This is a genomic window from Citrobacter sp. LJND-P06 (genome assembly GCF_058188415.1).
Genome location: NZ_CP187317.1, coordinates 2,792,495 through 2,818,494 on the forward strand (window position 1 = coordinate 2,792,495; position 26,000 = coordinate 2,818,494).

Consider the following 26,000-nt stretch of genomic DNA (forward strand, 5'->3'; position numbering starts at 1 on the left):
CTGAATACCTCGTCAAATCAAAGGGAGACACTGATGACCATGTATGCCACGCTCGAAGAAGCCATCGACGCAGCCCGTGAAGAATTTCTGGCAGATACCGGACTCGAGCAAGATGAAGCGAATGTTCAACAGCTCAACGTGCAAAAATACATACTGCAGGATGGCGACATCATGTGGCAGGTCGAATTTTTTGCCGACGAAGGTGAAGAAGGTGAATGTCTGCCCATGTTAAGCGGCGACGCGGCACAAAGTGTCTTTGACGGCGATTATGATGAGATTGAGATTCGACAGGAGTGGCAGGAGGAAAACACCCTTCATGAATGGGATGAAGGTGAATTCCAGCTTGAACCGCCACTTGATACCGAAGAGGGGCAAACCGCCGCCGATGAATGGGATGAGCGCTAGTTACTCATAAGCGCCGTGGTGGATATCCAGCGGCAGCAACAGCGTATCAAACACCAGGGAAAAGGGCAGATCGAGAATGGTGACGTATCGCCATGCCGAATCCCGAACATCCCACTGCACACCGGGATAGTATTGGTTGCCATGCCCCTGACCGGGAATGGTTCTGCTGATAATGCTGCCGCAACCGCTGAGTAACAGCACCATGATGCCAACGGCCAGTGTTCGCACCGGATACCTCATCAATCGTTTATTGAGTCCAAAAAAATACCGGCACCAGGCCGGTATTTTTATCTCGCTTCGTTTACTTCTTCCTGAGCGCCTGCGGGTTCAGGGTAATTCCCTGATAGTAATTCACCCATGACGAATATCGCTCAGGTGAATTCCAGACGCGGTAGTGTAAACGCGCCATTGTCACCGGGTCACTCAACAGCACCAGACGGCGGTCGCGATTCAGTTTCTCAGGCGTTTCGTTCAGCGCCTGTTCCACATGACGGTCACGCGCAATCTCCAGCACCTGGCTCGCACGGTGACGCGCCGTTGCCATCGCCATCGCCAGCGCATTGAATGACGGGTTAAACACGGCATGCATGAAACCATCGTCCAGCGAACGGCTGCGGTTCATCGACAGATACTTATCAGTATCCACCAGCACCTGCGGCGGTGAGTACTCTTCCGGGATCAGGAACAGCTTCCAGCGCTTCGTTCGCAGACCCACCGTTGAACGGCTGGAGATAACCGAAACAAACGGTGACAGGATCAGCGAGAAGACAATCGGTGCCAGCCAGAACAGAAAACGTAAATCCAGCCAGGCCATGCCGACAGCCCACACCAGGCCCAGCAGTAGCTGAGAACCATGACGCATAAAGGCTTCGCCCCACGGGGTGGAATCGTCATCACGCTGCGGCGAGTTCCAGACCACTTCCCAGCCGAGGAACGCACTCACCACGAACACCGTATGGAACAGCATACGCACAGGCGCCAGCAGCACGGAGAATAACACCTCCAGCAACAGCGACAGCGTCACGCGAATAAAGCCGCCGTACTCTTTTGTTCCTTTACACCAGATGAGCAAAATACTCAGCAGTTTAGGCAGGAACAACAGCACCATGGTGGAGGCAAACAGGGCGATGGCCAGTTCAGGACGCCACTGCGGCCAGACCGGGAACAACTGACGCGGCTGCAGGAAGTATTGCGGCTCCGTCAAGGCGTGTACCACCTGCAATGCGGTTGAGAGCGCAAGGAACATAAACCACAGCGGCGCAGACAGATAAGACATCACCCCGGTCAGGAACACCGCACGGTGAACCGGATGCATCCCTTTCACCAAAAACAGGCGGAAGTTCATCAAGTTACCATGACACCAGCGACGGTCCCGCTTGAGTTCATCCAGCAGGTTTGGCGGGAGTTCTTCATAAGATCCCGGCAGGTCGTAGGCAATCCAGACGCCCCACCCTGCACGACGCATCAGCGCCGCTTCCACGAAGTCGTGAGAGAGGATAGAACCCGCAAACGAACCTTCACCCGGCAGCGGTGCCAGTGCGCAATGTTCAATAAACGGTTTCACGCGGATAATGGCGTTATGACCCCAGTAATGCGACTCGCCCAACTGCCAGAAGTGCAGCCCGGCAGTAAACAACGGCCCATAAACACGGGTCGCAAACTGCTGGCAGCGCGCATACAGGGTATCCATCCCGGAGGCTTTCGGCGAAGACTGGATAATCCCGGCATTCGGGTTCGCTTCCATCAAACGCACCAGTCCGGTCAGACACTCACCGGTCATTACCGAGTCAGCATCCAGCACCACCATATAGCTGTACTGGTTGCCCCAGCGACGGCAGAAATCATCGATGTTTCCGCTTTTACGCTTAACACGACGACGACGACGACGGTAGAAGATCTGCCCCTCGCCCTGCACTTCTGCAATCAGTTCCATCCACGCTTTTTGCTCTGCCACGCAGATGTCAGGGTTGTAGCTATCGCTCAGAATGTAGACATCGAAATGTTCCGCATTGCCGGTTGCTTTAACCGACTCCCACGTGGCGCGCAGACCTGCGAATACACGGTCAACGTCTTCGTTGCAGATAGGCATGATCAACGCAGTACGGTGCTCAGGGTTAAGGGGTTCGTCCCCTACCGTTGACGCCGAAATACTGTATTTGTCACGACCGATGAGCAGTTGCAGGAACCCCATCAGCGCTGTCCAGAATCCCGCAGAGACCCAGCAGAACAACACGGCAAACAGGATCAGGATCCCGGTTTGCAGGATGTACGGCAGCAACTGCATAAAGGAAACCAGCAGATCTTGCCCGATCATGTCGGAAGGGTTGATAAACGCCCAGCCCTGATAAGGAAGAATGGTCTTCATATACCAGGTGGCAACCACCGTTTGCGCCAGGGTCAGCAATAAAAGCGTGTAGCGACGGATGGTGCCGACGGTACGCCACTTTTGTTCACTTTCCTGCTCTTCTTTCGTCAGACGGGAAAGATAGCGCGGGGTAACGTCGCGTCCGCGCAAACGATCCCAGAAACGTCCCACGGGGTTGGTGCGCCAGGGATCGGGAAACATTGAGGAACGCGTCGCTTTCGGCATTGCCTGTAGCTGCTCGCGTCCTTCATCATCCTTAATCAGTTGCCCTTCAGCCAGCGACTCCGGCCAGGCCTGCTCCAGGCGCGCTTTAACCGATCCCTGCGGCGAATCGTCTTCTCGGGGGTAAGTACGATGCTCAGCATCCAGCGCCTCGTGTACGGCGCGGATATCAGTTTTCGGCAACGCCGCTTTCTCAATATCGGAAAGCGGCAGCGCGTCAATATACTCAGTAGTGTTATTCATTGGCAGGTAACTGGTAGCTCCAGGTTTCGCTCAGCGGCTGATCGACATTGACCAATGCAGCACGCATTTCAGTAGGTTGCTTCGCATCTTTCACTTTCACGCGCAGAATTAAACGCCATCCTTTGGTAACTGGATTGTAGCGCACGCTGCTGTCAACGATTTCACCGTTATCGCCAATACTGGTTTGTGCCGTTACCGGGGTATCCTGCGGCAGTTTTTTCATGTCCGTACCGGCGAAGTCCACGACAAATGCGATGGTGCCGTCAGGCTGTCGAATCAGGTTAGATTGCTTCACATCCCCGGTTGAACGACGAGTCTGCTGCACCCAGGCGTTATCCGGCGCGTGAAGTTTGTCTTCGTCACGGCTGAACGTCAGGGTGTACTTGAAGTTCATCTCTTTGCCAGCTTCTGGCAATTGATCCGGCGTCCAGTAAGCCACGATGTTGTCATTGGTTTCGTCATTGGTTGGAATTTCAACCAGTTCGATTTTCCCTTTGCCCCAATCACCTTTCGGCGTGATCCAGGCGCTTGGACGCAGGTCGTAGCGGTCGTTTAAATCTTCAAAACGAGAGAACTGGCGGCCACGCTGCAACAGGCCAAACCCTTGCGGATTTTCCATCGCAAAGCTGCTCACCGCGAGATGTTTCGGGTTATTCAACGGACGCCAAATCCACTCGCCATTAGCGGCGTGAATGGACAAACCGTTAGAGTCGTGAAGTTCCGGACGATAGTTCGTTGCCGGCGACGGCTGGTTGGGCCCAAACAAGAACATACTGGTTAATGGCGCAACGCCCAGCTTGCCGACTTTGTCGCGCAGATAGACTTTCGACTGCACGTCCACCACGGTGTCACGCCCAGGCATTATCACAAAACGATAAGCCCCGGTCGCACGCGGAGAGTCCAGCAATGCATAAATAGTCAGACGTTTGTCCGTCTGTTTGGGTCGTTCGATCCAGAATTCGCGGAAGCGGGGAAACTCTTCACCAGACGGCAGAGCGGTATCGATCGCCAGACCACGGGCGGACAGACCATAAACCTGACCTGCACCAATCACACGAAAATAGCTGGCGCCGAGCATGCTGACGATTTCATCGTTTTTATCTTTGCTGTTGATCGGGTACAGCACTTTGAACCCGGCAAATCCGAGATCTTTTACGGTGTCTTTGTCATGCTGCACATCGCCAAAATTAAAATAATCTGGGCTATATTTAATTCGTTTTACCGCAGTCGCGGTCACTTCGTTGATCTTGACCGGCGTGTCGAAGTACATACCCTGGTGGTAGAACTCGAGCTTGAATGGGGTTTTGAGATTGCTCCAGTAGGCTTTGTCGTGATTAAACTGGATCTGCTGATAATCCGCATATTTCATGTCGCGGAAAACGGAGGGCAAGTTACTTTTCGGCGCCTCATAGCCTTTACCGGCTAAGGATTGAGCTTGCTTCGCCACATCATCAATGCTGAACGCCCAGCTCGACGAGGTGTACAGCGTTAACATGACGGCCGCACTCAACCAACGCATTTTCATCATTTGTAGTTTATGTTTCATAATAAGTAAGCACTTCCCCCTTTGTGTGCTTATATCGATCCGATCCATTTTAATGGATAATCAGGCATTCCGACAACTGAATCGAGCCATCGTTCAGCGCGCTGGCTCATGGATTAAGCAGGTTCATACGCCCATTTTCATTTTCAGTGCTTATCCTGGAGACAGGTTGTTGGACTTGGTGTAGGGTTGCCTTCGAATGTAACCCCAATTTGTCTTCGGGATAAGACGAAAAGTCTGAGAATGCGTGTCCATCTATGAATCCAGTACCCCAGCAACGTGAATACTTTCTTGACTCCATCCGCGCCTGGCTGATGTTGTTGGGGATCCCCTTTCATATCTCACTGATATATTCAGGTCATACATGGCATGTGAACAGTGCGGAGCCGTCGTGGTGGCTTACGCTGTTTAATGACTTTGTTCATGCGTTTCGTATGCAGGTCTTTTTTGTTATTTCGGGTTATTTTTCGTACATGTTATTCCTGCGTTATCCCTTAAAACGCTGGTGGAAAGTGCGTGTAGAACGCGTGGGAATTCCCATGTTGACCGCTATTCCGCTACTCACATTGCCGCAATTTATTATGCTGCAATATGTCAAAGGAAAGGCGGATAGCTGGCACACCCTCTCGGCTTACGATAAATATAATGCGCTGGCCTGGGAATTAATTTCTCATCTCTGGTTTTTGCTGGTACTGGTGGTATTAACGACGCTGAGCATGTGGGTATTTACCCAAATTAAAAAACGTGTGAACACCGCTGAAAACACCTGGATGACCACTATTTCCATGCCGAAACTGACCTTCATCTTTTTCTTACTCGGTGTGGGTTACGCGGTCGTCAGACGCACTCTTCTTATCTTTTATCCGCCCATACTCAGTGACGGTCTGTTCAATTTCATCGTCATGCAAACGTTGTTTTACGTTCCCTTTTTCATGCTGGGCGCGCTGGCGTTTATCTCGCCGCAGTTGAAAGCGCTCTTCACGACGCCTTCGCGTGGATGCACCATCGCCGCAGGCCTTGCTTTTGCGGCCTATCTGCTGAACCAGCACTACGGCAACGGCGATGCCTGGATGTATGAAACGGAGTATGTCATTACCATGGTGATGGGGCTGTGGATGGTGAATGTGGTCTTTTCTCTGGGGCACCGTTTACTGAATTTTCAATCGGCTCGCGTCACCTATTTTGTTAATGCGTCGCTCTTTATCTACCTGGTGCATCACCCCTTAACCTTGTTTTTCGGGGCCTATATCACCCCGCACATTTCATCTAACCTGGTCGGCTTTTTATGCGGTCTGATTTTTGTTATTGGTATTGCGTTAATTCTGTATGAAATCCATTTACGGATACCGTTGTTGAAATTTTTGTTTTCAGGCAAACCACCGGTTAAACGTGATAAAAACGATGCGGTGGCCAACTAATTCCCGCGATGTGGGATGTCGTTTAAAGCAGCCATTCAATCGGCAATAACGACGCCAGTCGCACCTGAACCCGCTTCCAGAATCCTGTGGCGGGTTCTTTTTTTAGTACCACTTCTTCGCTCTGCTGGCGATCGACCCAATTGACGCGCCCCCATTTATCCAGACGCAGTTGCCAGGCGGAATCGCGCTGCCGTTGTATAAAACGCTCATGAATCAGCGACGCCAGGGTTTCGCTTTCTATTACAAATCCCATTTCAGTATTCAGCAACGTCGAGCGGGGATCAAAATTAAGCGAGCCGATGAACACTTTATTGCCATCAATACTGAAGGTTTTGGCATGCAGGCTGGAGCCAGAATTTCCCGTTAACCCACGATCGTGAAGCGCTGTGTCACGCGTGTTGGTCGGTTTCAGTTCATATAACTCAATTCCGTAGCGAAGTAATTTTTTGCGCCAGCGCGCATACCCCGCATGGACGACCGCCACATCATTCGCCGCCAGAGAATTGGTCAGAATCGCTATCTTTACACCTTTTCTGACCAGTTGCAGGAGCTGAATAACACCGGCGCGGGTCGGGACAAAATAGGCTGAGATAATATCGATACGCTTTGACGGAGAGCCCATCACATCAAACAATCGTTGCGGCAGCAGCGAATGACGCTGGGCTTTTCCTTCGCCTTTTGAAGGATCGTCGCTAAGAAGCCGGGTTTTCGCCCAAATCAACGGCAGCGAACCGCCATCCAGGTGCGACATAAACTGGCTGGTTTCCAGCTTATTTAAGTAACGGCGAGTCATATCGTCGTTATACCAGGATTCAGGAAAATCGATGTGGTGAGGGTGTTCGCGTTCGGGCAGTTCCAGCACCTCTTGCAGGGTAGAAACCGATCCGCAATGCCAATAGCGTTCAAAGTCATCGGCCACCTCTTTCACCACCGGGCCAACGGCCATCACGTCAAGGTCGGAAAACAGCGGTTCCTCCCCTGCGCCGAAATAGGCATCACCAATGTTTCGCCCGCCGACCAGCGTGATGACCCCATCCGCCGTATAGCTTTTGTTGTGCATACGACGGTTCAGCCGCGCGAAATCGGTTAAATATCCCAGCACACGCAGCGTGCGAAACGAAAACGGATTAAACAGGCGGACTTCAATATTAGGATGGTTGTCCAGCAACTGGAGCGTATCGTCAAGGCCAGGGGTGTTGTTATCATCTAACAGCAGGCGAACGTGGACGCCCCGCTTTGCCGCTGCCAACAACACGGAAAACAGCAAACGCCCGGACATGTCGTTTTCCCAAATGTAATACTGCACATCCAGGGTGCGTTCTGCCATTTCAGTGAGCCGGTAACGGGCGGCAAAGGCATCCAGGCCATCACTCAGCGCAAGAATTCCGCACTCACCCGGATGGCTTGAACAAAGAGGCGCGACCGCTCGTTCAAGTCGCGTCATCTCAGAAGGTTTCCTCATCACCCTGTTGAGTCAGCAAGCGTGAGTACAGGTGAGCATTTTCTTCATCATAACAAACGAAGTACACCTGATCGGGCAAGGCGCGACGGATAAGAAATTTCGACACCGTTTTCACGGCAATCTCGGCAGCCGCGGCACGCGGATACCCATACGCACCGGTACTGATGGCAGGAAAAGCAATGGAGTTGTAACCGTTGGCCAGCGCCAGTTGCAGGCTATTCATATATGCATCTTCCAGCAGCTCTGCTTCACGGTGCTCTCCCCCCTGCCAGACCGGGCCCACTGCGTGGATCACAGCTTTAGCGGGGAGATCGCCCGCCAGGGTGATAACCGCATGACCCGCAGGGCACTCGCCCATCTGCTGCCTTACTTTTTTGCACGCCTCGAGCAGTGCCGGCCCTGCGGCACGATGAATTGCGCCATCAACGCCCCCGCCCCCCAGTAATGAAGAGTTTGCGGCATTCACTATCACATCGACAGCCACCTGCGTAATGTCACCCTGTAGAACATGAACACGCGATTTCATAAATCCCCCTAACCTGAGTCTATCTTCTAAGTGTACAGCAGGGGTTTCAATGAAATCGCGCTTTTTAATGGCAGTTTGCGTTGTTACCGTTTTAGCGGCCTATCTGTACTCAATACTCACAATCGCCATATTTTTTTGCGCATTAAGATAATGCATTTTCACGTTGGCAATCTGCTGAATCTGTTGAGGTACTGTCGACACCTGCTGGAGGGCAAACTGGTTGGTTTGCATCGCGCCATTATGCGCGCAAGAGAGGAAAACCTGCTGCTGCCTGGCGGAAATATCACAAGGCGGCTCAACGATTTCGCCGCGAAAATGAATAATACCGCCTTGTACTACTTGCTTAGCCATTGTCGGGGTGGAGAACAGAATAAGAGCTGTCATGCTCGTCATCAGAAAATGCCTGGGCCAATGTGAAAACATGATAACGCTCCTCAATGAATATTCATCCTTGAGGGTTAGGTGTTTTCCTTTACCGCTGATAGGGAGGTTCACACCAGGAGTGTGGACGCCTCTTTATATTGATAGAACAACAATCGCTCCCCTGCCATATCATTAATATTAATAAATCAAATGATTATGACGATGTCGCAGAGGACGGCCATTCTTGAGATAAATGCAGTGTTTGTCCGTCCGAAACGGTCACGACAATTTTAACGGAGTCCCCCGCCGAAATATTTAAACTCAGTTTTGTTAAATCAATCGGTTGATTCGCGGGTAAAGAAAGCGTCTTTCTCTGCTGTGTGCGACTTTGCCCCGAAACCCCCTCTCGCATAGAGACAATTTGTACCTGGCACATACAGGGCTGCGTCAGCGTAACCTGAGGGATGATGGTGTATATTTCACCTTGCTGAGTCGTGTTGAAGGTAATTTGGTTGGTCAGCGCTGCAAGGAGTAATAACGTATGCATAATGTCCTCCCGAAAAAAACAGGGCATTCGCCCTGTTTTTCTATAATACAGATTCTGTATTAGTACTGATGGGCTGTCGCATTGTTGCCAAAGCCAACCTGTCTGATGGTCACATCCGAGCCAGAAGCAGTCTGATCCACCAGCGCGCCGTTACCACCACCGAACTGTTTAACAGACATAGTGGAGTCTTTGCCGTTCCACTGGTCGAGGGTCGCGCTGTTGCCGTGGCCTTTTTGCAGCAGATCGATAGAACTGTCATCAGAACCCTGACCAACATCTGCACCGTTACCGCCGCCGTGCTGAGTAATCGTCAGATCAGAGTTTTTAGCATTAGATTGCAAGGCAACAGCTGAGTTACCGCCACCGTACTGGTAAATGCTCAAATGTGAATTCGGGCCGTTGTCGCCATGTCCAGGCCAACCACCATTACCGCCGCTGCCAAATTGCGGAACAACACCAGCCAGAGCACTGCCAGAAACTACGATTGCTGCAATAGCTGCCACTTTGAAAAGTTTCATGGTAAACCCCCATCGGATTGATTTAAACGTCGCAAATAGTATTAACGTTGAATAACGCGAATAGCCATTTGCGACTGTCTCTGCACCACAACTGCTGTTTTTTGCGTACCATATTGAGTAATATTTGCTTTATTTCCAGAGCCTTTCTGGATAATCATCGCTGTATTACCATATGAACCTTGCGATATACTTGCATCATTAGAGTTACCCTTCTGATCAATATACGCAAGGTTATAAGCTCCTGATTGGTCAACCTTCGCCCGGTTATTTCCACCTTCTTGTGAAACGACGGACAACTGTTTTGAGCCGTCCTGGCGAACATTTGCACTATTATTCGTGCCAACTTGACCAATAATGGCTGCCTGATTAAATGAAGTTTTGCTTAATTCATTTACCGCAAAGTTATATTCTGACGCTGCCATATCATAACTTGTCGCGGCTGCAATCCCAGGCGCACCCAGTATCGTTAACATCATAAATAACAATTTGTTTTTCATGTTGTCACCCTGGACCTGGTCGTACATGAAGAAAAATTAAAAAACTTATCAAATTTATTGTTAACGCGATGCGTTTTTTGTTAACGACGCGTTACGATGAAGAGTATGTCTGCGGAAACATTTTAAATAACTCACCCACGAGTGGTATTTTGATATTTAGGTTCACACCAAAGTGCTAATTAGCCACTAATCCCGCTGTTATTTCCGTCGTTTTTATTTTTCAACGCCAGGACACATTGCATTTCTATGCAAAGGAGGAAAATGCCGTTCCCTGTACATTTTAATGGGGTTCAGGGGCGCAAAAGAAAGCCAGGCAGCGCGAGTCGTTACAAGCAGCGTTTTTTTGCACGTAAAAACGATCGCTGGATTCCAGGACGTTTTTTCTAAAATAAAAAATGAAAAAAGTCGTAAGTCAAAATTACATAAATTATTTAAAATCAATAAGTTAATATAATTTGTATGATTTTTTAAATCTATGCAATAACGGCAAAATGTACAACTTTCTTATCAAATCTAATCTTAAAAAAACCTTATGATTAACATATTAATATATAATTTTACATTTAGTTACAAGTTTAACACTTGCTTTAAGGTTTGTAATGACTAGATTGAAATCAGATGTAGTCCATTAGTTTTATATTTTGCCCATTAGGGCTGATTTATTTCTACAAACAGCAGTGCAACATCTGTCAGTACTTCTGGTGCCTCTATTTTAGTAGAGGTAGCTGTCAGGTGTGCGACTAAAAAAGTGGGGTTGCATCATGTTTAATGAAGTCCATAGTATTCATGGTCATACATTACTGTTGATCACTAAACCGTCCCTGCAAGCTACGGCCCTATTGCAACACTTAAAGCAATCTCTGGCGTTAACCGGAAAACTGCACAATATTCAACGTTCTCTGGATGATATCTCTGCCAGCTGCATTGTTTTACTGGATATGATGGAAGCCGATAAAAAGCTCATCCATTACTGGCAAGACAACTTAAGCCGGAAAAACAATAATTTAAAAACATTATTGTTGAATACTCCCGACGATTATCCGTACAGGGATATCGAAAACTGGCCTCATATCAATGGCGTGTTTTACGCAGCAGAAGATGAAGAGCGTGTCGTAAACGGACTGCAAGGGGTCTTGCGCGGTGAATGCTACTTTTCGCAGAAACTGGCCAGTTACCTGATAACGCATTCAGGAAACTATCGCTATAACAGCACAGAGTCGGCACTTCTTACACACCGCGAAAAAGAGATCCTAAATAAGCTACGTATCGGCGCGTCAAATATTGAAATCGCTCGTTCGCTGTTTATCAGCGAAAACACGGTCAAGACGCACCTTTATAATCTTTTCAAGAAGATAGCAGTCAAAAACCGGACACAGGCGGTTTCGTGGGCAAACGATAACCTCAGGCGGTAAAGCCATGAAACGCTATCTGACCTGGATTGTAGCGGCTGAATTATTCCTTGCCGCCGGGAATCTACACGCAGTTGAAGTCGAGATTCCCGGGTTGTTAACTGACCACACGGTTTCGTCTATTGGGCATGATTTTTATCGAGCCTTTAGCGACAAGTGGGAAAGTGAATACACAGGCAACTTAACCATAAATGAAAGACCTAGTGCGCGTTGGGGAAGTTGGATCACCATAACGGTAAACCAGGACGTTATCTTCCAGACATTTTTATTCCCGACGAAACAAGACTTCGAGCGAACGGTTGTCTTCGCACTAACAGAAACTGAGGATGCATTAAATCGCCGGCAAATAGACCAAACGCTATTAGGCACCGGTGATTTAGCGCGTGATGAATTCTAATACATATTCTTTGTCCGGAGGCTGTCATGCGTGTTAAACATGCAGTAGTTATACTCATGATTATTTCGCCACTCAGTTGGGCTGGCAATATGACATTCCAGTTCCGAAATCCTAACTTTGGCGGAAACCCCAATAATGGGGCATTTCTATTAAACAGCGCCCAGGCGCAGAACTCCTATAAAGACCCTGATTTCGATGACGACTTTGGGATTGAAACACCATCCGCGTTAGATAACTTCACCCAGGCTATTCAGTCACAAATACTGGGGGGATTACTCACCAATATTAATACCGGACAACCCGGCAGGATGGTAACCAGTGATTTCATTATTGATATATCCAATACCGATGGTCAACTGCAGTTGAATGTCACAGACAGAAAAACAGGTAAAGTCTCCACCATTGAGGTGTCAGGTTTACAAACAAATTCAACCGATTTTTAAGCATCAGCCACGAAAGGACAATAATCATGCAGCGCTTACTGATTTTGGTTGCCGTATGCTTACTGAGCGGATGCTTAACCGCCCCGCCTAAAGAAGCCGCTAAGCCGACATTAATGCCCCGTGCGCAAAGTTATAAAGACTTGACGCATTTGCCTATGCCGACAGGTAAGATTTTTGTCTCGGTTTACAATATCCAGGATGAAACCGGACAATTCAAACCTTATCCGGCAAGTAACTTTTCAACCGCGGTGCCACAGAGCGCGACTGCCATGCTGGTGACGGCGCTGAAAGATTCTCGTTGGTTCGTCCCGCTGGAACGTCAGGGACTGCAAAACCTGCTGAACGAACGTAAAATCATTCGCGCAGCGCAAGAAAATGGCACCGTTGCCATCAACAACCGTATACCGCTGCAATCTCTGACTGCGGCAAATATCATGGTTGAAGGGTCGATCATCGGCTATGAAAGTAATGTGAAATCAGGTGGTGTGGGCGCCCGGTACTTTGGTATTGGTGCGGACACGCAGTACCAGCTTGATCAAATTGCCGTCAACCTGCGCGTGGTTAACGTCAGTACCGGTGAGATCCTCTCCTCCGTAAACACCAGCAAGACCATCCTGTCTTATGAAGTTCAGGCAGGGGTATTCCGCTTCATCGATTATCAACGTTTGCTGGAAGGTGAGATTGGTTACACCTCTAACGAACCGGTCATGCTATGTCTGATGTCTGCTATTGAAACAGGCGTTATCTTCCTGATTAATGACGGTATCGATCGCGGTTTGTGGGATCTGCAGGATAAATCAGAGAGTCAGAACGACATTCTGGTGAAATATCGCCATCTGTCAGTCCCTCCGGAATCCTGATACTTAAAGCAAAAAAAAAGCGTGAGGAGATCCTCACGCTTTTTTTATTTGCTTGTTTTACTTGCTGGGTACGGCTTGCGATGTGCCTCGCTCCCGGCGGGAAGCCAGCCAGAGTCCGCTGTTTTTCATCGCGTAACCAAAAACCAGCCCCAGGGCGAGCGAAGGCAAAACCAGCCGCCAGTCCCCCTGCCCTGCAAACGTCGCACATGCCCCGATAAAGGTTCCCGGAACAAAGGAGAGCAACAGTTGCTTAGCCTGAATGCACATCAGAAACGCGACAATTCCGGTCATGATATAGCCGACAATCTCAAGATGCGGTGCAAGCGCACTGCCATGAATGATCACCAGTGCCCATACCATGCCGCTTAATAGCGTACATGCCGACATCGCCAGCCCTTTCAAACCGCCCTGAGGGCACGCAAAATAGGCGGTGCACCCCAGAAAACCGGCCCAACTGAGCAAGCCAAGAGACACGGCCACCCATCCCCAGATACCGGAGAGGATGCCCGTTGTAATTGCGATGGAGAGAAGTATGTTCATGGGCCGCATGATAGCAGAAAAAGCGCATCCGAATGCGATCACGCACACAAATTATGCAAGCAACATAATAGACTTGCAGTAAATGGTGATTTACATCACATTCACTCTTCGGCGTCTTCCTGCAATTCGTCCCACATTGCGCTGATCGCATCACGCGTCAGCGGCGCCATCGTACGCCAGAACGGCGTCGCTGCATGCGCTTCTACCTTGCCCAAAAATGTTCCGCACCAGGGGAGCAGATACTCAACGAACAAGGTTTCCAGCGCTTCACTTTCATCTTCAGCGGACTGATCTTCCAGCCATGATGCCGCCAACAGCAACGTACCAATATGATCGGCCGGGGTATCTGCCAGAGGCATTCCGCGAGCTGAAAGGAATGCCCGGACTTCAGACTCGGCAGCGCCTTCTACCCATGCACTACGATAAGGCGGCACCGCACACTCATCACCGACGAACAAGGCATTATAATCAGCCGCCAGTTGCGCCATATCACAGCTTTTCTGTAACCGGGCCAACAACTCATCTTGTTCCAGCGGCCAATTGGCTGACAATTTACCTTCACGAATCAGCGTAAACAGCGGAACCAGTAAAGGGTCCTGTGGTTGGCGGTAATACAGCGATCCCAGCACGCGACACAGGATAGAAAACTCGTTCATTTAGGTATTCCAGTTATTAACAATTAAAGTTCAGCAAATTCCGGGATAGGTTCCATACCACGCGATTCCAGGAATGTCAGCAACCGTTTTGGCGAAACGTTGAGAACCCGCTCTTCCGGGAAGTTCACCTCGTCGAGAATTTTCCGGCACTCGGCAAACTCCCCTAAGGTGAACGCCGTATGGGAGTCAGATCCTAAAGCCACCCAGCCCCCGGCATCACGCACTGCGGCAGCCACGGCACGGCAATTCTCTTCACTGCCTTTACGCGAATGTAAGAAGGAGGAGTTGTTGATTTCCAGTGCGACCTGATATTTCGCGGCGGCCTGTGCGATCGCCGTAATATCAACAGGATATTTGGGATTTCCCGGATGGCTAATAATGTGCACATGACCACTGGCCATGGTGCCAATCATCGCCTGGGTGTTGGTGTCTTTATCGTGCGGCGCAAACACCGGCTCATGGAACCCGGCAATGATCAAATCCAGGGACGTGAGCATTGGGCCTGTACAGTCAATCTCACCCTCAATATTTTTAATATTGGCTTCAATGCCACGCAGAATACCTACCCCATCAACCAGACGCGGCCAGATACGCATATTGATAAAATGCCAGTGATGCGGGGCATCAGCCATATCCGGGCCATGGTCCGTAATAGCGAACAGCTTGATACCTTTACGTTTGGCTTCCGCGATATAATCACTCAGAGTGCTGTAAGCGTGGGTGCTGGCGACGGTGTGCATATGCAGGTCAACGGGATACATTACTTCCTCCTGTATTCATTTTACGTCAAGGATAGCAGGAATCGTCGCCGTTTTTTAGTCGTAACCCGGCGCTAACCGGGTTTCCATCAGTAGCCTCGCTGGCGATCCACTTGCCCCGTCACGGGTTCACCGTTTTCCAGCTGCAAAATGGTGTGGGAAATATATTTCACCGCTTCGGCGGGTCGCGTCACCGCCGCAATATGCGGCGTCATCGCCACGCGCGGATGTTTCCAGAGCGCACTCTCTTTTGGTAAGGGTTCACGACTGAACACATCAAGCATTGCGCCCTTAAGTTTACCACTCTCCAGCGCCGCCAGCAGACAGTCTTCATTAACGTGAACACCACGCGCCAGGTTAAGCACGTACGCCCCATCCTGCAACTGCGCCAGCAGTCCGCCATCAATAATGCCTACCGTTTCTGCGGTATTTGGCAACAGATTAATCAGCACCCGGGTTTGGCTCAAAAATGCAGCGAGTTCCTCTTCACCCGCAAAACTTTCCACACCAGGCCAGGATTTGCGGCTACGGCTCCAGCAACGAAGCGGGAATCCCCACGCCTGTAGACTTTCGGCGACTTTCGCGCCTAACACGCCCGCCCCCATAATGCCGATAGTAAATTCCTCACGAGAATATTCCGCCAGCGGCCTCCACACGGATTCATTCTTCTGCGCCTGATAATCATCAAAACGACGGAACCAGTGCAATACCTGGCTCACGGCATATTCCTGCATCTGCAACCCCATTCCCGTATCTTCCAGGCGGAACAACGGAATGGACGGCGCCAGCATTTCTGGATGTGCTTTCAGCTTACTCAGAATGGAATCGACACCGGCCCCCAGCGCGAATACGGCTTTTAACTTTCGACCTGCCAACATTTCCACCGGAGGATGCCATACCAGCGCATAATCCGCGTGGGCGTTATCCCCTTCTTTCCATTCGCGAACGTTCGCCCCAGGAATCGCTTTTGCCAGCGCGTTCAGCCACCATGGCGTGTCGAATGTCGGGTGATAGAAAATTATCTCCATACTGTCTCCTGCGTATTGTTATGCGGAATCTACTCGCACTTATCATCATCATTTTCATAAGGATCATCAGCATAACAAATTTAGGCCTGCTGGCAAAAAAAGCAGTTTCTGCTTAATTAAGCCTCATGTTGCTTGAAGTTTGTGTAAACGCACGATTTTTTAGAAAAGGTGATTGACGTAAAAGGCGTATTTCCTTACATTAGCGCCCGTTCCAGCAACACGGGAACAACAATATGGTGAGGTGTCCGAGTGGCTGAAGGAGCACGCCTGGAAAGTGTGTATACGGCAACGTATCGGGGGTTCGAATCCCCCCCTCACCGCCATATTTGAGAAAGAGCTCGTACGAAAGTGCGGGCTTTTTTTTCGCATATTGCACATGCCGGGGGGATGAGAAGCCCCGACCGGGGTTCGACAACTGGCGCAGCCAGTTGGACAGACCACGAACACAGTGAGTGGGCTGCCCCGCACAAAATTGCCGGGAGCAATTTTGAACAGCGGTTACGCTGGCCCCGTAGGGGCGAGGCCCAGGGACGGGCCGAGTAACGGCGAGCAAAGCGAGTCAATCCCCCCCTCACCGCCATATTTGAGAAAGAGCTCGTACGAAAGTACGGGCTTTTTTTTCGCATGTTGCACATGCCGGGGGGATGAGAAGCCCCGACCGGGGTTCGACAACTGGCGCAGCCAGTTGGACAGACCACGAACACAGTGAGTGGGCTGCCCATAGGGCGAGCAAAGCGAGTCAATCCCCCCTCACCGCCATATTTAAGAAAGAGCTCGTACGAAAGTACGGTTTTATTTCGCCTGATGAGTACGACCAGGATAAATTCATCAGCGTTAACATCGGTTAACGCCAGCGGTAGTCCCCGGTGGTCGCAGTGGTACAGGTGGATTTTCCTCACCGGCACGTATTCCGGCTCCATCTGGTTTTTCATCTGCTCCGGCGTCAGCCCGCACTGTGCCAGCCACTGCCGGCTCTGTTCGCTGACCTGGCCCGAGTTCAGCTCCCGCTCCAGATTATCCAGCAGTGCCACCAGTTCCGGCATAAACACCATACCCGCATCCTGGCTGAGCTTTTCCGCCAGCGTACGTCGGTGGGTTTTAGCCCGTTCTGCTGTCGCGGTTTCTGTGCGGATTAACGGCGTGAAACTCCCCGGCAGATACACCGTCTGGATACGGGTGGCATCTGTCTGTGTGGTGGTCAGCCTGTCACCCTCCCAGCCATACCACGTGACTTCGGGGGTGGGATTCAGCCAGAGATGCGTCTCACCTTTCAGGCTGCGCTCAGTCTGGCTCTTCCACACCCGCTTACCGACACGGCGGCCCAGCGGGTCGTAAATATAGCGACTTTCCGCCAGCAGGTTGCCCTGCTGCATCTGGCGGTAATGTGCCAGCCGGTGCTGGTTGTCATAGCGGTAAAGATGCGAAAGACTGCCCTGCGGGTGGATACGTCGCTCGTCTTTTTCCGTGAGCCTGCCGTGTTCGTCGTAATGATAAAAGTAATCAGCGTCCTGAGTGATACGGTTATCCTGCCAGGCTTCCGGCAACACCGGGGATTTATCCCGCGCCGCAGTCCGGTTACCCGCCGGGTCGGCGAAGGTCCACTGCTCCAGGTCATGGCGCACCGATTTAATCTGCGAGCTTCTCAGTGCTCGTTATGTATATATTTTAACCATATGAAAAAACCACACCCCATATATATTTACAAGCAAAAAACCAATTGTGAATAACATAACCAAACATGTAATAACGCCATAAGTTATACTATCAGTAATATTTCTGTTACTTATTTTATAAATTAATAACGATCCTATCGTTCCTCCTGCGATAATACTTGATAAAAAAACACTCTGGCATAAAAGAAACGTTCATAACCGTCTGGTAGCATAATGAATTTTGCGTAGATACCTTTCGAAAAAACACTAATTACTGTACCCACCACAAGTATTAATAATATTTTTATCATTAGTATGAATACCCATAGATTCCAGGATTAGGCGCGAATGGAGATGCGCCCCATTTATTATTTTTACAAATAGTCATTGCTTTGAATAAAAATTCATTTGTTTCATACTTACAATTTCTTGCAATAAATAAATTAATATGTTCATTTTCTTTTTATTTAATTGGGCATACGCTTTTTCTACGCATCTACTAGATGCCCCAGTTGGCTCAGCCAGACCAGTCCCAAATGCTTCTTTAGCCGCTTTCAAATCAATCGGCTGATCCAAATTCCAATCTTTCAAATTTGTATCATTTCCCCAACTGTATGTATGAAGTATATTTCCACAATCGTCAATAGTTACCGTAAATGTGTGTGTAAGTGGGTTCCATCGAGATCTAGCTTGATCACCTAAAGCTGATAAATCTCGACTCACAACGTATGCTCCTGCTGCTTCATTCAGTCCCAATGGATCAATATATTTTATTGGATCCAGCGGATAGCGGTACAAGTTAAGGCCACCATTAAGCCCAATCGGATCCTGCGTGATATACCGTCCCTGTTGCGGATCGTAGTAACGGTGCTGGTTGTAATACAACCCCGTATCTTTATCATACTGTTGTCCCGGCAGACGGATAAGCTGTTGCTGGTTATGCGGATTATGCTCGCGTTGCAGGTTGCCCCATTCGTCGAATTCAGCCTGCCAGTCGATCTCACCTTTGTGGTCAATCAACGCCAACGGCGTACCGAGATGGTCGCAGTGGCATATAATAGAAAATCTACTTCCCATGTTCAAATAATCTTATTCTTCCATTTAACTTATCTATTTCAATTATAAAAACACCGCCCGTTGCATTTGGTTCCATGCTTCCACTAACTTTCCAGAACTCACATTTATCTTCAACGATATATGGTTTTTCTCGTTGTGCATTATCCTCTCCATAACGTTCTCTTACATATATTTCAGCTAAATTTTTCGCCATAATCTTATCATTTATCAAATAGGGCATTTGATTGTTGATACTTTCTGACAAACACATGGGTGATGTATTTTGAGAAAAAGATATAGATGGAAAAAAAATAAAAAACGCGACTACAAAAATATTTTTCATCAGTATATGTCCCCGTTTGCATGTATCCTGCATTGGTTTGGTAATCCAGATTTATTTATAGATTGGTTACCATTAGATTCTATCTTCTTAAATGACCCGCCAGGTGTTCCGAGGTAATTCGGAATACCTTTACCTGCCGAAAGAGATTTATCAGCAGGAGGAAATTCTTCATCAATATATCTTCCATTACTAGCTGAACCATGTGTGTGATAAATGGCGGTAGCGTTTGTGCCGCTTGGACAAGGGCTATCAAAAGGATAAGAGGTATCCTCTAACCCTTTTTTAGGAGGTGTAGAAAAATATTTATTATTACTATCTCTACAAACCAAACCTGCAAATTCGGCACTCTGACATATAGATTTTCCATTTATTTTTGTTAATGCATCCAACGCGGCGTCATCTGGATTTGAAAATTTATCAGGACCAGTAAAAGGTGAAAATATTTGGCATATCCCTTCCGTACATGCTCCAGATTTTGCGTCCTCCCATACAGCTAGTCCAAGAGGATCTATTTTATTAATTGGAACAATTGGATACTGATATAAATTCCACCCACCTCTCAGCCCAATCGGATCCTGCGTGATATATCTCCCCAGCTGCGGATCATAGTACCGGTGCCGATTATAGTGTAGTCCCGATTCCTCGTCATACTGCTGTCTTGGCAGCCGGATAAGCTGCTGCAGGTTGTCTGGGTTCACTTCATTCAGATGGTTATCCCACTCATCATACTCCTCGCACCATACCGTGGCCCCTTCCGCGTTCACCAGTACCAGCGGTAACCCGCGACGGTCGCAGTGAACTGAACGGGTTCGTTCTACGGCTGGTACTGGCTCCAATTGCGCCCGCATCTGCGCTTCCGTTAGTCTGTACCCAGCAAACCCATTACAGAATTTATCTGGTAGCAGTTAAGTTACCTTCATTACAACAGGTTAATATTGTGTTCTTTTACTTATAATTTCGTAGTTTTTTATGGGAGAGGTGTAACGCACCTCTCTTTATCAAAGTTAAATCAATACAATCTTCTGCATAATATACAAGACCACCTTGTGGAGACTCCACCATTATCCCTGTTTTAAAATTCCCCCATTCATTTTTATCGAAACCTTTAGCGAACTCCTTGTTATCAAAATTGCAAACAACCACTCCGGTCATTCCTCCTCCAAGAGTGACGACATCCCCCAGTAAAATATTACTACCATCAGAATATTTCATATTCGTTCCTTTTAAGGGGCAAATGGTTCTATAGGTATAGAACCTGCTGGAGGTGGAAGATCGTTAGCAGCATCAGCAGCACCACTTTCGGTCCAGAAACATCGACAGTTCTTGGGATTCTGATTGGCTTTGTATAAGTTATAATGATCACCTGTATATGGATGATGAGGCTTTCCTGGTGGGACCAAATCATGACGATACCCGATAGTTCCCCGTAGTACTATGTTTCCACTAATCGTTTTACAAGGTGGACAAGGTTTGTTCTCCTCACATTTAGTCAAATTTTCTGTTTTTGATTTTTCCGAATCCCCGGAGGTGGTCAACACAGCACCACCCGCGACAGCACTCCCCCAGAATAACCAGTTAACACCTTCAAGTATGGCTGGAATCACGAAAGCCAACAACCCCAGCGGATCTACCTCTGTGACCGGATTCAATGGATAGGTATATGGGTTTAAACCACCATTAAGCCCAATCGGATCCTGCGTGATATACCGTCCCTGTTGCGGATCGTAGTAACGATGCCGATTATAGGACAGTCCACTTTTCGCGTCATATTGCTGCCCCGGCAGGCGCAATAGTTGCGCCAAGTTATATGTATGATATTTTTGAGAAACGTTCTCATCGAGTTATATGCGAATAAAATAAAAACACTATAGACACAAACCATGCACACAAAGCTATGTAAGGTACAAAAAAACTACCTATAAGGTTATTTAATATATTACCAGTAAAAAAATCAAAAAAATAGATAATCATCACAAATATATCAGCCAAGACAGAAGAAAAATAAGGCCCCAGAATAAAAAAAACAAACCTACCACTCTGTGAGTTACGAAAAAAAACATACTTCAGTATAAAAATACCAGTTAAAAACATATAAAATAAAAAAATATAAATCCAAAAATAGCGATGGAGCGCTGTAAATGAAAAATTATAAACAAGAGTAAGATGTACAATGAATGCACAGAGTAAAATAAACATTTTTAGACTAGGCATTCCGATTTTCATTCGTGTTACCTTTTAATATGCAGGAGAAACAAAAAAAGAACCAAAGGGGCTGGGATGCTGAATATCGCGCATAGCATCTCCCATTCCCCACGGACTTATAGCCATTTCTAGTTTTTTGAAAGGACCAATTCCCTGCAAAACACTGCTGGAACATATCGCACACTTGAGCGGTGCACATCCTCCCATATGATCTATCGCATCTCTAATTTTTTTATCTTCCTCCGGTGTTATTTCAAAACTATAGATAGAGACTTTAGAACCATCCGCATATTGATATTTTAAATAATTATTCAAATTAGCATCTGATGCACCAAAAACACCCCCACTACCGGAAGGTATCCCGGCAGGTGTAACGTAGGAACCACCCGGATCATATAATAATTCATCCTCCCCAGTTCCCATATGCAAGCCAACATGGCCTATTCCATTATTATTGACAATAATATCGATATTGTTCAGACCCAATGGATCTATTGATCGTAATGGATTCAATGGATAGGTATATGGGTTTAAACCACCATTAAACCCAATCGGATCCTGCGTGATATACCGTCCCTGTTGCGGATCGTAGTAACGATGCCGGTTGTAATACAACCCCGTCTCTTTATCATACTGTTGTCCTGGCAGACGGATAAGCTGTTGCAGATTGTCGGGATTATCCTCCCGCAGCATATTGCCCCATTCATCAAACGCTGCGCTCCACGCAATTTCCCCGTTAAGATCGGTTAACGCCAGCGGTAGTCCCCGGTGGTCGCAGTGGTACAGGTGGATTTTCCTCACCGGCACGTATTCCGGCTCCATCTGGTTTTTCATCTGCTCCGGCGTCAGCCCGCACTGTGCCAGCCACTGCCGGCTCTGTTCGCTGACCTGGCCCGTGTTCAGCTCCCGCTCCAGATTATCCAGCAGTGCCACCAGTTCCGGCATAAACACCATGCCCGCATCCTGGCTGAGTTTTTCCGCCAGCGTGCGGCGGTAGGTTTTAGCCCGTTCTGCTGTCGCGGTTTCTGTGCGGATTAACGGCGTGAAACTCCCCGGCAGATACACCGTCTGGATACGGGTGGCATCTGTCTGTGTGGTGGTCAGCCTGTCACCCTCCCAGCCATACCATGTGACTTCGGGGGTGGGATTCAGCCAGAGATATGTCTCAGCACTCAGTCTGATTTCTCCACACTCAGAGGTTCAAAGGAACGTAAGTTTTTAATAGCGCACTCTTCAAGATATTTTCCCAACAAGCGCATACTATTTTTATCGAAAATTTTTAAATTTATTATCATTTTCCTCCCTTGTTTTTCTTTTATCTCCAGACGAGTAAATGGTAGAAATCTTTCACTGTATTCTTTAAATCCTGTTTTATGCACTACCGAATCAATATTTGATAAGCTAATACAGGTTTTCCCAGAAAACAAACAACGGTAAAATATTACTCCGCTCTCTATTTTTATCTTAAACATAAAAATCCAAAGAACAGCGCTGCTTATCAATAAAAATGAAATAAATAGCATGGGGAATATGCCGGGCACTATACCTTTAAATAATAACAAAGCTAAAACACTTAAAAATGGCCATCCGAAAACAATAAATATTACTACATATGTTGAACGTGCTGCTGATATATTCACATTATTGGCACTCACATGTTGGTGTATTCAATTTATCCAGCACTTTGGATTCAACAATACCACCAGCCGCACCAGCCGCAGTACCCGGAACCAAAGCGGTATCTACGGCTCTACCTACAAACATTTTCGCAGCAGTCTTGGTTTGCATCGATGAAATCATGCCCTGTGATGCTTTTGTTGTCATTTGTTTAAATATTGCATTGAAGCTTCCCCGACCAGCAGTAACACCCGCAATCCCCATCCCGGGAATAAATCCTGTAGCCGCACCAATAACAGAGTCCGTAGCAAAACTTAGCCAGTTATATCCACATTGCTTGCCTGATATATTCTTCAGAATCTGTTTGCTTGCATTAGTTGCTGCTCCAGCAGCAAGTCCCGCACCAATAGGGCCAGTATATAATAAAGCCTCTCCGCCGGCAGCTCCGCCTATAGCCGAACCTGCATAATCCTCCCATCCACTTAATTCACAAGATAGTAAGTCACTAATACCTTGCCCTGCCAGCCCTACGAGCGCCCCTAAACCAGAAAATACAGCATCATCAACACCGACCCATAATCCCAAGGGATCGATATTTTGTACAGGATTAAATGAGTATTTATATTTATTCCATCCCCCCACTAACCCAATCGGATCCTGCGTGATATACCGGCCCTGCAACGGGTCATAGTAACGGTGCCGGTTGTAATACAGCCCCGTCTCTTTATCATACTGTTGTCCTGGCAGACGGATAAGCTGTTGCAGATTGTCGGGATTGTCCTCCCGCAGCATATTCCCCCATTCATCAAACGCTGCGCTCCACGCAATTTCCCCGTTAACATCGGTTAACGCCAGCGGTAGTCCCCGGTGGTCACACAGATAAAGATGGACTTTTCGGTTATTAACCACCGACAACGAGTCAAACTGCATCGCCATAAGCTGGGCAGGGATATTCGTAAACTCCAGCCAGTCGCGGCTTCTTTCCGACAGGACTCCCGCCCTGAAGTTATCTTCCAGACGTTTCACACCCGCATACTCCCGCACGGTAAACGGTAACTGGCTATACTATCTGCACAGTTTTCGCCCACGAGTTTCAGAGTTAGCAGTCATTATTTAACCTTTCATAACCGTTTTTGTGTCTATCCCATTAGGATTGAAGCCTTCAGAACTATCTTCGTTAATATCAAATAGACCGTTATTCCTCTCTATAAATAACTGTCCCAAAAATCCCTACAAGCTTTGCTTGCATAAGAAAATTTCAATATATCTGATTCGTAAGCAATGAATTGAGCTAAAATTAATAATTGGGCATCAGAAAATTTAAGTATAAAATTTAAAAAATCATCACAATCTCGGTATTCAGGGCATAGATATTGTTGAACAAAATCGGATTCAAAAACCCAGAATTCATTTTTATTGTATAAGGAAGCATAGATGTATAGAGGTATATAATAGAAAAAATCACACTCTGAAATAAATGAAAGGCCAAGTTCCAGCGCATAAGAATCCTCTTTTAAGTTCAAATTATCTGCAATTTCATCCCATTGTCTCCCCGAAAAAAAACATACACTAGTTCAGGATCACTTAATCCTCTCATATCTTCTGAAAAGACTGGAATTGGTTGCATCGGAAAAACACTCTGAAGTACATCATATACTTCTTTTTTATTTAGGTAATTTATTTTTTTCATTTTATCAACCCACTGCAATCAGAAGCTGTTTTATATGCTTTATTTTCTTCTTCCATATGAGATTTATCACCTCCACCAAAGCATTGGTTATTAATTTGCTTTCTAACCGAAGCGCATGCCAAATTAACTTCACATCTCCTCAAAAGCTCATTTTTTGGCATTTGCGGGGAACAAGCTCTAGATTGATTACATAACCTATTTTTCTCACTTTGTAAGTCATTAAGATCCTCTGGTGTACAATTCCAACCGGAATTAAAGCCAGACTTATGCTCGCTTGTTAACTTATCCGCCTCAGGGCTAACTTTGCGTCCATATTGATCGATATTGATCTGTTGAGATTCTTGAGTCTGAACCGTTGAGCCAGCACCTAAAAGGAAAGATAAAAATATGCCACCCTCAATTATACATAAGTCCTCCACACACAAGCCCAACGGATCTACAAATTGCTGCGGATTGAGCGGATACCCATATAAATTTCATCCCCCCTCAACCCAATCGGATCCTGCGTGACATACCGTCTTTGTTGCGGGTTGTAATAGCGGTGGCGGTTATAATGTAGCCGACTTCAATTTTAAATAATGAGTAATTAATTAAATTACCCATATCATTTTGCACAAGCTATCTTCATTAAACCATTCTCATCTTCATCAGTTAATTTTTCACAAACTATTCGTGCCCATTTTATGTCTTTTTTATCCATGCAGGGTAATGACTTTTCATTTAAAACTTTAATTTTTTCTTTAGAATGGCCGTTTAATAAAACCCAAATATCATTTTTCTTAAAAAAACAATATCCATTAAGTTCAAGTAAATTAGCTGTTTCTCCTCTATTTATTGTATTGTCTCGTAAGTCTATCTGTTGAAGCGCGTCATTATCTTTATAATCCATTACTGCATTATAATAGTCACATGATATTAATGTAATTATCGCAGGAAACATCATAAATACAATTTTGTACCTCATTCACCCACCCTCGTAAAGTCCTTTAATTCTGATGAAAGACCTTTAAAATCTCCTTTAGGCATCATTATCTTATGAGAACCGTACAGTTCCCCTAAAACTTGCAAGCTAGCCGGTGTATTGGTATTCATATGTGGATTATCGTATCCACATGCTGAAAATATTTTATTTGTCCGACTAAAACAATTATCTGTGAATAATCCTTGATTGTTACCCAAACTTATCGCTTCATCAAACATACATTCTTCTTGTTCAGGAGTTGTATCTACTATCCAAATC

Annotated in this window: 24 protein-coding genes, 1 tRNA gene and 7 pseudogenes; 7 read left to right on the forward strand and 25 right to left on the reverse strand. The window is 47.3% G+C overall.

What is annotated here, in order from left to right; genetic code table 11:
• Nucleotides 1–33 precede the first annotated feature (33 nt).
• A complete protein-coding gene (locus tag ACO7SM_RS13415; RefSeq protein ID WP_490467950.1) occupies nt 34–405 on the forward strand; it encodes a MysB family protein in 372 nt (123 codons plus the stop codon).
• Here the strand turns inward: ACO7SM_RS13415 and ACO7SM_RS13420 are convergent, their stop codons facing one another.
• The 3 genes from ACO7SM_RS13420 to mdoG form a co-directional block, all read right to left on the reverse strand.
• A complete protein-coding gene (locus ACO7SM_RS13420) occupies nt 406–645 on the reverse strand; it encodes a YceK/YidQ family lipoprotein (protein ID WP_490467951.1) in 240 nt (79 codons plus the stop codon). It lies immediately after the preceding gene.
• 61 nt (nt 646–706) lie between these two features.
• A complete protein-coding gene (gene mdoH / locus ACO7SM_RS13425; RefSeq protein WP_490467952.1) occupies nt 707–3,235 on the reverse strand; it encodes a glucans biosynthesis glucosyltransferase MdoH in 2,529 nt (842 codons plus the stop codon).
• Nucleotides 3,228–4,763, reverse strand: coding sequence for a glucans biosynthesis protein MdoG (gene mdoG, locus ACO7SM_RS13430; protein WP_490467953.1), 1,536 nt, complete (start codon nt 4,761–4,763; stop codon nt 3,228–3,230). Before mdoG ends, mdoH begins: the two co-directional genes overlap by 8 nt.
• Before the next feature lie 272 nt (nt 4,764–5,035).
• On the opposite strand from mdoG, the gene mdoC reads away from it, so the two are divergent.
• Nucleotides 5,036–6,196, forward strand: a complete 1,161-nt coding sequence (mdoC, locus tag ACO7SM_RS13435; protein WP_490467954.1) for a glucans biosynthesis protein MdoC — start codon at nt 5,036–5,038, stop codon at nt 6,194–6,196.
• 22 nt (nt 6,197–6,218) lie between these two features.
• Here mdoC and ACO7SM_RS13440 read toward each other — a convergent pair whose 3' ends face one another.
• From ACO7SM_RS13440 to csgB, 6 genes are all read right to left on the reverse strand, one after another.
• A complete protein-coding gene (locus ACO7SM_RS13440) occupies nt 6,219–7,658 on the reverse strand; it encodes a phospholipase D family protein (RefSeq protein WP_490467955.1) in 1,440 nt (479 codons plus the stop codon).
• The gene (gene ymdB / locus ACO7SM_RS13445; protein ID WP_490467956.1) at nt 7,642–8,184 is read right to left on the reverse strand and encodes an O-acetyl-ADP-ribose deacetylase; all 543 of its coding nucleotides are present in this window, start codon (nt 8,182–8,184) and stop codon (nt 7,642–7,644) included. Before ymdB ends, ACO7SM_RS13440 begins: the two co-directional genes overlap by 17 nt.
• A 99-nt stretch (nt 8,185–8,283) precedes the next feature.
• Nucleotides 8,284–8,568 carry a YmdA family protein gene (locus tag ACO7SM_RS13450; RefSeq protein WP_490467957.1) on the reverse strand — a complete coding sequence of 95 codons (285 nt, stop codon included), beginning with the start codon at nt 8,566–8,568 and terminating at the stop codon, nt 8,284–8,286.
• Nucleotides 8,569–8,761: 193 nt separating this feature from the next.
• The gene (gene csgC, locus ACO7SM_RS13455; protein WP_490467958.1) at nt 8,762–9,094 is read right to left on the reverse strand and encodes a curli assembly chaperone CsgC; all 333 of its coding nucleotides are present in this window, start codon (nt 9,092–9,094) and stop codon (nt 8,762–8,764) included.
• A gap of 59 nt (nt 9,095–9,153) precedes the next feature.
• Entirely contained in the window at nt 9,154–9,612 is a 459-nt protein-coding gene (csgA, locus tag ACO7SM_RS13460; protein WP_490467959.1) for a curli major subunit CsgA, read from the reverse strand.
• A 41-nt stretch (nt 9,613–9,653) separates the two neighbouring features.
• Nucleotides 9,654–10,109: a curli minor subunit CsgB gene (csgB, locus tag ACO7SM_RS13465; protein ID WP_490467960.1), complete on the reverse strand. Its 456-nt coding sequence runs from the start codon at nt 10,107–10,109 to the stop codon at nt 9,654–9,656.
• 761 nt (nt 10,110–10,870) lie between these two features.
• On the opposite strand from csgB, the gene csgD reads away from it, so the two are divergent.
• From csgD to csgG, 4 genes are read left to right on the forward strand one after another with little or no spacing between them, the layout of a single operon-like run.
• Nucleotides 10,871–11,521 carry a biofilm master transcriptional regulator CsgD gene (gene csgD, locus ACO7SM_RS13470; RefSeq protein WP_192611845.1) on the forward strand — a complete coding sequence of 217 codons (651 nt, stop codon included), beginning with the start codon at nt 10,871–10,873 and terminating at the stop codon, nt 11,519–11,521.
• 4 nt (nt 11,522–11,525) lie between these two features.
• Nucleotides 11,526–11,915: a curli production assembly/transport protein CsgE gene (csgE, locus tag ACO7SM_RS13475; RefSeq protein ID WP_490467961.1), complete on the forward strand. Its 390-nt coding sequence runs from the start codon at nt 11,526–11,528 to the stop codon at nt 11,913–11,915.
• A gap of 26 nt (nt 11,916–11,941) precedes the next feature.
• The gene (gene csgF / locus ACO7SM_RS13480; protein ID WP_490467962.1) at nt 11,942–12,358 is read left to right on the forward strand and encodes a curli production assembly/transport protein CsgF; all 417 of its coding nucleotides are present in this window, start codon (nt 11,942–11,944) and stop codon (nt 12,356–12,358) included.
• A gap of 26 nt (nt 12,359–12,384) precedes the next feature.
• The gene (csgG, locus tag ACO7SM_RS13485; RefSeq protein WP_490467963.1) at nt 12,385–13,218 is read left to right on the forward strand and encodes a curli production assembly/transport protein CsgG; all 834 of its coding nucleotides are present in this window, start codon (nt 12,385–12,387) and stop codon (nt 13,216–13,218) included.
• A gap of 57 nt (nt 13,219–13,275) precedes the next feature.
• Here the strand turns inward: csgG and ACO7SM_RS13490 are convergent, their stop codons facing one another.
• The 4 genes from ACO7SM_RS13490 to ghrA form a co-directional block, all read right to left on the reverse strand.
• Nucleotides 13,276–13,758: a DUF1097 domain-containing protein gene (locus ACO7SM_RS13490; protein ID WP_490467964.1), complete on the reverse strand. Its 483-nt coding sequence runs from the start codon at nt 13,756–13,758 to the stop codon at nt 13,276–13,278.
• A 101-nt stretch (nt 13,759–13,859) separates the two neighbouring features.
• Nucleotides 13,860–14,414 carry a TorD/DmsD family molecular chaperone gene (locus ACO7SM_RS13495; RefSeq protein ID WP_490467965.1) on the reverse strand — a complete coding sequence of 185 codons (555 nt, stop codon included), beginning with the start codon at nt 14,412–14,414 and terminating at the stop codon, nt 13,860–13,862.
• Nucleotides 14,415–14,437: 23 nt separating this feature from the next.
• Nucleotides 14,438–15,175 (reverse strand): phosphatase, encoded by a 738-nt coding sequence (locus ACO7SM_RS13500; RefSeq protein ID WP_490467966.1) that lies wholly within the window; start codon nt 15,173–15,175, stop codon nt 14,438–14,440.
• Between the two features lie 86 nt (nt 15,176–15,261).
• On the reverse strand, nt 15,262–16,200 hold the full coding sequence (ghrA, locus tag ACO7SM_RS13505; protein ID WP_490467967.1) for a glyoxylate/hydroxypyruvate reductase GhrA: 939 nt from the start codon (nt 16,198–16,200) through the stop codon (nt 15,262–15,264).
• 235 nt (nt 16,201–16,435) lie between these two features.
• On the opposite strand from ghrA, the gene ACO7SM_RS13510 reads away from it, so the two are divergent.
• Nucleotides 16,436–16,523: transfer RNA gene (locus ACO7SM_RS13510), tRNA-Ser, on the forward strand.
• 522 nt (nt 16,524–17,045) lie between these two features.
• On the opposite strand, the pseudogene ACO7SM_RS13515 reads toward ACO7SM_RS13510, so the two are convergent.
• The 12 genes and pseudogenes from ACO7SM_RS13515 to ACO7SM_RS13570 form a co-directional block, all read right to left on the reverse strand.
• Nucleotides 17,046–17,789: pseudogene (locus ACO7SM_RS13515) on the reverse strand (type IV secretion protein Rhs); the annotation flags it as partial.
• Nucleotides 17,790–18,592: 803 nt separating this feature from the next.
• Nucleotides 18,593–18,902, reverse strand: a pseudogene (locus ACO7SM_RS13520) (RHS repeat-associated core domain-containing protein); the annotation flags it as partial.
• A gap of 16 nt (nt 18,903–18,918) precedes the next feature.
• Nucleotides 18,919–19,251 carry an NTF2 fold immunity protein gene (locus ACO7SM_RS13525; RefSeq protein WP_490467968.1) on the reverse strand — a complete coding sequence of 111 codons (333 nt, stop codon included), beginning with the start codon at nt 19,249–19,251 and terminating at the stop codon, nt 18,919–18,921.
• Nucleotides 19,251–20,114 (reverse strand): annotated as a pseudogene (locus tag ACO7SM_RS13530) (DUF4329 domain-containing protein); the annotation flags it as partial. The pseudogene ACO7SM_RS13530 and the gene ACO7SM_RS13525, both read right to left, overlap by 1 nt.
• Nucleotides 20,115–20,196: 82 nt before the next feature.
• Entirely contained in the window at nt 20,197–20,463 is a 267-nt protein-coding gene (locus ACO7SM_RS13535) for a hypothetical protein (RefSeq protein ID WP_490467969.1), read from the reverse strand.
• Between the two features lie 398 nt (nt 20,464–20,861).
• A pseudogene (locus ACO7SM_RS13540) lies at nt 20,862–21,053 on the reverse strand (RHS repeat-associated core domain-containing protein); the annotation flags it as partial.
• An 874-nt stretch (nt 21,054–21,927) separates the two neighbouring features.
• A pseudogene (locus ACO7SM_RS13545) lies at nt 21,928–22,614 on the reverse strand (RHS repeat-associated core domain-containing protein); the annotation flags it as partial.
• A gap of 11 nt (nt 22,615–22,625) precedes the next feature.
• Nucleotides 22,626–23,108, reverse strand: a complete 483-nt coding sequence (locus tag ACO7SM_RS13550) for a hypothetical protein (protein WP_490467970.1) — start codon at nt 23,106–23,108, stop codon at nt 22,626–22,628.
• A 538-nt stretch (nt 23,109–23,646) separates the two neighbouring features.
• Nucleotides 23,647–24,090: pseudogene (locus ACO7SM_RS13555) on the reverse strand (RHS repeat-associated core domain-containing protein); the annotation flags it as partial.
• 666 nt (nt 24,091–24,756) lie between these two features.
• The gene (locus ACO7SM_RS13560) at nt 24,757–25,179 is read right to left on the reverse strand and encodes a hypothetical protein (protein WP_490467971.1); all 423 of its coding nucleotides are present in this window, start codon (nt 25,177–25,179) and stop codon (nt 24,757–24,759) included.
• A gap of 3 nt (nt 25,180–25,182) precedes the next feature.
• Nucleotides 25,183–25,325, reverse strand: a pseudogene (locus ACO7SM_RS13565) (RHS repeat-associated core domain-containing protein); the annotation flags it as partial.
• A 39-nt stretch (nt 25,326–25,364) separates the two neighbouring features.
• Nucleotides 25,365–25,724, reverse strand: a complete 360-nt coding sequence (locus tag ACO7SM_RS13570) for a hypothetical protein (RefSeq protein ID WP_490467972.1) — start codon at nt 25,722–25,724, stop codon at nt 25,365–25,367.
• Nucleotides 25,725–26,000: the final 276 nt, after the last annotated feature.

Coding starts and splice junctions, on each gene's coding strand:
- mdoH (WP_490467952.1), bottom strand. CDS start 3,235: ATGAATAACACTACTGAGTATATTGACGCGCTGCCGCTTTCCGATATT.
- ACO7SM_RS13420 (WP_490467951.1), bottom strand. CDS start 645: ATGAGGTATCCGGTGCGAACACTGGCCGTTGGCATCATGGTGCTGTTA.
- mdoG (WP_490467953.1), bottom strand. CDS start 4,763: ATGATGAAAATGCGTTGGTTGAGTGCGGCCGTCATGTTAACGCTGTAC.
- ACO7SM_RS13450 (WP_490467957.1), bottom strand. CDS start 8,568: ATGACAGCTCTTATTCTGTTCTCCACCCCGACAATGGCTAAGCAAGTA.
- ghrA (WP_490467967.1), bottom strand. CDS start 16,200: ATGGAGATAATTTTCTATCACCCGACATTCGACACGCCATGGTGGCTG.
- ACO7SM_RS13570 (WP_490467972.1), bottom strand. CDS start 25,724: ATGAGGTACAAAATTGTATTTATGATGTTTCCTGCGATAATTACATTA.
- csgG (WP_490467963.1), top strand. CDS start 12,385: ATGCAGCGCTTACTGATTTTGGTTGCCGTATGCTTACTGAGCGGATGC.
- ACO7SM_RS13525 (WP_490467968.1), bottom strand. CDS start 19,251: ATGAAAAATATTTTTGTAGTCGCGTTTTTTATTTTTTTTCCATCTATA.
- ACO7SM_RS13440 (WP_490467955.1), bottom strand. CDS start 7,658: ATGAGGAAACCTTCTGAGATGACGCGACTTGAACGAGCGGTCGCGCCT.
- csgC (WP_490467958.1), bottom strand. CDS start 9,094: ATGCATACGTTATTACTCCTTGCAGCGCTGACCAACCAAATTACCTTC.
- csgE (WP_490467961.1), top strand. CDS start 11,526: ATGAAACGCTATCTGACCTGGATTGTAGCGGCTGAATTATTCCTTGCC.
- csgF (WP_490467962.1), top strand. CDS start 11,942: ATGCGTGTTAAACATGCAGTAGTTATACTCATGATTATTTCGCCACTC.
- csgD (WP_192611845.1), top strand. CDS start 10,871: ATGTTTAATGAAGTCCATAGTATTCATGGTCATACATTACTGTTGATC.
- csgB (WP_490467960.1), bottom strand. CDS start 10,109: ATGAAAAACAAATTGTTATTTATGATGTTAACGATACTGGGTGCGCCT.
- ymdB (WP_490467956.1), bottom strand. CDS start 8,184: ATGAAATCGCGTGTTCATGTTCTACAGGGTGACATTACGCAGGTGGCT.
- mdoC (WP_490467954.1), top strand. CDS start 5,036: ATGAATCCAGTACCCCAGCAACGTGAATACTTTCTTGACTCCATCCGC.
- csgA (WP_490467959.1), bottom strand. CDS start 9,612: ATGAAACTTTTCAAAGTGGCAGCTATTGCAGCAATCGTAGTTTCTGGC.
- ACO7SM_RS13490 (WP_490467964.1), bottom strand. CDS start 13,758: ATGAACATACTTCTCTCCATCGCAATTACAACGGGCATCCTCTCCGGT.
- ACO7SM_RS13415 (WP_490467950.1), top strand. CDS start 34: ATGACCATGTATGCCACGCTCGAAGAAGCCATCGACGCAGCCCGTGAA.
- ACO7SM_RS13500 (WP_490467966.1), bottom strand. CDS start 15,175: ATGTATCCCGTTGACCTGCATATGCACACCGTCGCCAGCACCCACGCT.
- ACO7SM_RS13495 (WP_490467965.1), bottom strand. CDS start 14,414: ATGAACGAGTTTTCTATCCTGTGTCGCGTGCTGGGATCGCTGTATTAC.
- ACO7SM_RS13535 (WP_490467969.1), bottom strand. CDS start 20,463: ATGAAATATTCTGATGGTAGTAATATTTTACTGGGGGATGTCGTCACT.